Origin of the sequence: Streptococcus sp. DD11, from assembly GCF_001578865.1 — a bacterium.
GTDB lineage: Bacteria > Bacillota > Bacilli > Lactobacillales > Streptococcaceae > Streptococcus > Streptococcus panodentis.
In genome coordinates, this window is sequence record NZ_KQ969396.1 from 257,507 (window position 1) to 260,462 (window position 2,956).

Annotated in this window: 2 pseudogenes; both read right to left on the minus strand. The window is 53.7% G+C overall.

The annotated features are described in order from the left end of the window. Positions 1-2,555: pseudogene (gene rexB, locus STRDD11_RS10615) on the minus strand (ATP-dependent nuclease subunit B); the annotation flags it as partial. A 122-nt stretch (positions 2,556-2,677) separates the two neighbouring features. Then, positions 2,678-2,956, minus strand: a pseudogene (locus STRDD11_RS10620) (hypothetical protein); the annotation flags it as partial.

Here is a 2,956-nt window from a genome sequence, read left to right on the forward strand (position 1 = left end):
ATCCGACTGGGCCAAGACCCGGCCGGTCGCCTGAGCCGTATCCAAGAGCAGGCGGCGGGCAAAGCGGCTTTGGCCATTTTCATCATAAAGACTGGCAAATTCGGCCTCCTGAGCGGTCTCTGCCATAGCCCGCTGCAGCCGGCTGTCAAAATCCGCTTCCGAGTCATCCTGCAGGACTTTTTCAAAAATCCGGTGAAGGAAAGTCCCGTGGCTTCTGGCATCAGGATGAATGGTCCACTCTTCCTGCAGCCGGAGCACATACTTAAGAAAATAAGCATACTGATTCTTGAAAAACTCATTGAGAGCCGAGGCCGACAGCTTCAGAGCCTGCCCTTGAGGATAGAGGGCCTGCAGGGTATCTGCCTTGAGGCTTTCCGTTTTCAGCTCCTTGCTGATCAGGGGAATCCGGATACCTTGAGAAGCCAGCTTTTTACGCAGGACCCGGACCGCCACCGCCCAGAAAGTCCGCTCTTCCGGTGTCCACTCTCGGTCAATCTCCTCCTGATGGAGCTCAATGATACGGGACAGCAGGGCCTGATAGGAGCCAATGTCGTCGCTCGAAGCCTGCGGTTTTTGACCGTTATCGGCAGGGACAGCGGCTCAATGGTCAGCTCCGTCAGATAGGGAGACATGCGGCCCTCCACTTCATTGACCAGCGCCGGTGCCGACAGCACCAGCTCTTCGGTCGCTGCATTGAGCAGGGACAGGGCTGCAAAACGGTTCTTTTTGAGATTTTCACTGCTGGCAATGACCAGTCCGGCTTCTTCTGCTGTTGCCTGATTGAGCCGCTCTCGGTCTTCGTCACTGAGCAGGCTCTGATTCTGAGCAATCTTTGGAAAGCGGTCCTGAGTCAGGCCAACCGCATAGACATAGGGAGCAGTCAGGGGCTCAATCAGGTCATAGGACTGGACCGTCACCACATCCACTGTAGCAGGGACTGTCCGGTAATGAGACAGCAGCATCCCCGAGCGGATCAGGGTCAGAAAATCATCCAGTCCCAGCCTAGCACCTGCAAAGACCTGGGCAAACTGCTCCAGCACATGGCTGAAAGCCTTCCAGACCTCCTCCTGTTTCTCCTGCTCCTGCTGGCCGGCACCTGCTGCCAGACGGCTTAGATTTTCACCGACCTTGGCCTGACGGATAAAGTCAGAAAACTTCTTGAGAAGACCGGCTGCCGTCTGACTTCTGGTCTTGAAAAGCTCCTGCAGGGGGGCAGTCGTTTGCTGCCGCAGTTCATTGAGGCGCTTGAGGTCAAATTTATGCTGGCTGTTGATGGTAAAGTCTTGGGCAAACTTACCGGCTCCCTTGATATCCGCAAAGCGCAGATACTGCTCCAAGTGGTCCAAATCATCCTGTGTCAGATCGCCGTAGAGACCGGTTTTGAGAAGATTGAGAAAATCCTCTGTCCGAAAATTGTAGCGTTTCAGCCGCTCCAAAGACTCCGCAAGCTGGACCAGCGGGTGGTGGGCCATCGACTCACTCCGGCCCAGATAAAAGGGAATCCGATACTGATCAAAAATGGTTTTCAGCTGCAGCCGATAGGCTTCTACATCACCTAAGAGCAGGCGGATTTGCTGGTAGCGGGCCCCGTCATGGAGCCTCTGGCGGATGGACTTGGCCACATACTCCAGCTCCTCTTTCTGGTTCATCGTCGCCCAGATCTGCAGGCGGGAACGGTCCTCCTCGCTCAGCTCAAGCTCTGCCTGGGAGAAATCATAGCGGCTTTCCAACAGCTTGGAAATTCTGCCGAAAGCATCCTCTTTTTCTTCTCCTTTTCCTACTGCATACTGGGGCTGCACTCCATAGTCCTTGGCCAATTTGAGCAGAAAGTCCACGCTGGCCTGATAGAGATTGCCCTCACGAAAAGCTGAGCGATAGGCTTTGCGGCTGGCATAGGTCCCGATGACAATCTCCACTCCCTTGCGGTGCAGAAGGCCCAGCAGGTATTCTTCCTCAGCAGAAAAGCGGGTAAAGCCGTCAATGACCAGCGCCAAATCAGCCAGCTCACTGTCCACGTCACCGGCCGCAATGTGCCGGGCAAAAGCCGCAATCTTTGAGCTGGCATCAAAATCCTGGTCCTCAAAGGCCTGAGAGACTGCCCTGAAAATCTTCAGCAAGTCCTCCCGCTTCTCCTCTTCCTCCAGATACTGCAGGTCCTCAAAGGACATCTGAGCCGTCTGCAGCTCATGGTAAAGCTCCAGCAGCTGCTGGATAAACTGCGGGTCTTTCTTGATGCGGCCATAGACCGTCAGCTCCCGCTCCTCCATCTCAGCCAGCGTCCGATAAAAAAGCATGCCCAGACCAATGTCGTCCAGACTGCGCCCCTGCTGCACATCATTGAGGACAAAATAGCGGGCCATCTGGGCAAAACGCGTCACCGTGATAGCAAAAGAAGCGTGACGGTTCAGCTGCTCCAAAACCGCCCGCTCCTTTTCAAAAGACAGGGAGTTGGGGGCGATATAAAAAACCCGCCTTCCGGCTGCAGCCAGCTGCTCCGCTTCGCGTGTCAAAAGCTCCGTCAGCGAATGACGGATATCTGTATACAGTAATTTCATAGCTTCCTTTTCCAAGAGAAAATATAGACCTATTATACCATTTTTAGCAGAAATACTCATGCAGCAGCCATTCTTGGATTTGCCATGATAAAAGAGCGGGCATAACTGCTAGCTCTAAATCGCTACCTATTTTGTTTGGCTTTGATGAGGTCATGAAAGCCATAGATGTCCACTGTCGTTTGGCCGCTTTGGATAGCCGCCAAAATTTCTTTTTCTTTCTCAAATTTTTGAAAGGCTCTGGCCAGCACCTGCTCCTCGTCTGCCTGCGGAATCACAACGACCCCATCGCAGTCGCCGATAACCAAGTCTCCTTGATGAATAGTCACTCCCCCGACAGTCACAGGCAGCTTTGTCTTAGCCAGACTTTCCTTAATAGTCGGAGCTGGATTGTATCCTCTGGC